The organism is Pseudomonas sp. R62, from assembly GCF_000257605.1.
GTDB lineage: Bacteria > Pseudomonadota > Gammaproteobacteria > Pseudomonadales > Pseudomonadaceae > Aquipseudomonas > Aquipseudomonas atacamensis.
Map to the genome: position 1 here is coordinate 1 of NZ_AHZM01000815.1, position 2,441 is coordinate 2,441.

Below are 2,441 nucleotides of genomic sequence, written 5' to 3' on the forward strand. Positions count from 1 at the left end.
CATACACGAGCAGGGCAATGCCGCTGCTGCGGATAACCCGGCGCACGGTGCCGACGTAGCCATGACTGGCACGGTCGAAGAAACGGTTGAACGGACGGAACAGCCAGCCACCGAAGATTCTGTCGAGCACTTTCGAGAAGCGGTCTTTCGGCGCGTCGTGACTCTTCAGCAACACAGCAGCCAGCGCTGGCGACAAGGTCAGCGAGTTGAACGCCGAGATCACTGTCGAGATCGCGATGGTCAGTGCGAACTGTTTGTAGAACTGCCCGGTGAGGCCGGAAATGAATGCCGCCGGAATGAACACGGCACACAGCACCAGTGCCGTGGCCACGATCGGCCCGGTCACTTCACGCATGGCGCGCTTGGTCGCTTCGACCGGCGTCAGTCCGAGTTCGATGTTCCGTTCGACGTTCTCCACCACGACGATGGCGTCGTCCACCACGATACCGATGGCCAGCACCAAGCCGAACAGCGACAGGGCGTTGAGCGAGAAGCCGAACAGGTGCATGACCGCAAACGTACCGATCAACGATACCGGCACCGCCACCAACGGGATGATCGAGGCGCGCCAGGTCTGCAGGAACAGAATCACCACCAGCACCACGAGGATCAGCGCTTCGAACAGGGTGTGCACCACCGCCTCGATCGAGCCACGAACGAAGATCGTCGGGTCATACACGATGCTGTAGTCCATGCCCTGCGGGAAGCCTTTCTTCAGCTCTTCCATCTTGCCGCGCACTTCGTTGGAAATGTCGATGGCGTTGGAACCGGGACGCTGGAAGATCGGGATTGCCACCGCCGGCTGATTGTTCAGCAGCGAGCGCAAGGCGTATTGGCTGGAACCCAGTTCAATGCGCGCGATGTCCTTCAGGCGAGTGATCTCACCGTCGTCGCCTGCACGAATGACGATGTTCTCGAACTCTTCCTCGGAAACCAGACGGCCTTGAGTGTTGACCGACAGCTGGAAGCTTTGCGCGGTCGGGGCAGGGGGCGCGCCCAGTTGACCGGCGGCGACCTGACGGTTCTGCTCGCGAATCGCGGTCACCACATCGGTCGCGGTCAGATTGCGCGAAGCGGTCTTGTTCGGATCAAGCCAGACGCGCAGCGAGTAGTCGCCCATACCGAACAACTGCACGTCACCGACACCACCCAGGCGAGCCAGCTCATCCTTGATGTTGAGGATTGCGTAGTTGGACAGGTAGAGCATGTCGTAGCGCTTGTCCGGTGAGGTCAAGTGCACAACCATGGTCAGGTCGGGCGAAGCCTTGTCGACGGTGATACCGATGCGCGTCACTTCCTCGGGAAGCTTCGGCTCGGTCCGGGTCACCCGGTTCTGCACCTGCACCTGCGCGTTGTCCAGGTCAGTGCCCAGGGCGAAGGTGATGGTCAGGGTTATCTTGCCGTCGGCGGTCGACTGCGAGGACATGTACAGCATGTTCTCGACGCCGGTGATCGCCTGCTCCAGCGGAGCGGCCACGGTTTCACCGATGACTTTGGGGTTGGCCCCCGGGAAGTTGGCGCGCACGACCACGGTCGGCGGCACGACTTCCGGGTATTCGCTGATCGGCAACTGGAACAGCGAGATCGCACCGGCGATCAGGATCAACAGCGACAGCACCGCTGCGAAGATCGGCCGGGAAATGAAGAATTGGGAAAAATTCATCGGAGTTGTCGTCCCTTAACCGCGTGGGGTCGTAGCAGCCAGCTTCGCAGCCGAACCCGATGCGCCCTTGGCAGGGGCAACTTTGGGCAGGTTGCTGGCTTCCAGCGCTTGACGTTGTTGAGCGAGGGCGGCGAGGGTCTGCTCGCTGGCCATCGGAATCACTTCAGGGGTGACCGGTGAGCCAGGACGAACCCGTTGCAGACCCTTGACGATGATGGTGTCGTCCTTGTTCAGACCGTTGCGGACGATGCGCAGGCCTTCGATCTTCGGACCTAGTTCGACGGCACGGTAGGCAGTCTTGTTGTCGCCATCCATCACCAGCACGAACTTCTTGCCCAGGTCAGTGCCCACGGCTTCGTCATTGATCAGCATCGCGTTGTAGGTGCCGCTGCCGACCAGTTTCAAGCGAGCGTAGAGGCCAGGGGTGTAGGTGCCGTCAGCGTTGTCGAAGACTGCGCGACCACGGATGGTGCCGGTTTTCGGATTGACCTGGTTGTCGACGAAGTTCATCTGGCCCAGGTGCGGGTTGCCGTCTTCGTTGGACAGGCCCATGTACACCGGCGTGGTTGCGCCGCGCTGACCGTTGCGGGCCAGTTGGGTGTATTTGAGGAACACGCGTTCGTCGGCGTCGAAGTAGGCGTAGACCTTGTCGGTTGAGACGACGCTGGTCAGCGCGGTGGTGTCGGCGGTCACCAGGTTGCCGGCAGTGATTTCGGCGCGGCTGACGCGGCCGCTGATCGGTGCGGTCACGCGGGTGAAGCTCAGATTCAGTTTGGCC

General features: G+C 61.4%; 2 protein-coding genes. Both read right to left on the minus strand.

What is annotated here, in order from left to right:
• Positions 1 to 1,663: efflux RND transporter permease subunit (locus OQK_RS00165; RefSeq protein WP_016770575.1), on the minus strand; the 1,663-nt coding region annotated here is incomplete at its 3' end.
• Between the two features lie 15 nt (positions 1,664 to 1,678).
• On the minus strand, positions 1,679 to 2,441 hold a 763-nt coding region (locus tag OQK_RS00170), incomplete at its 5' end, for an efflux RND transporter periplasmic adaptor subunit (protein ID WP_016770576.1).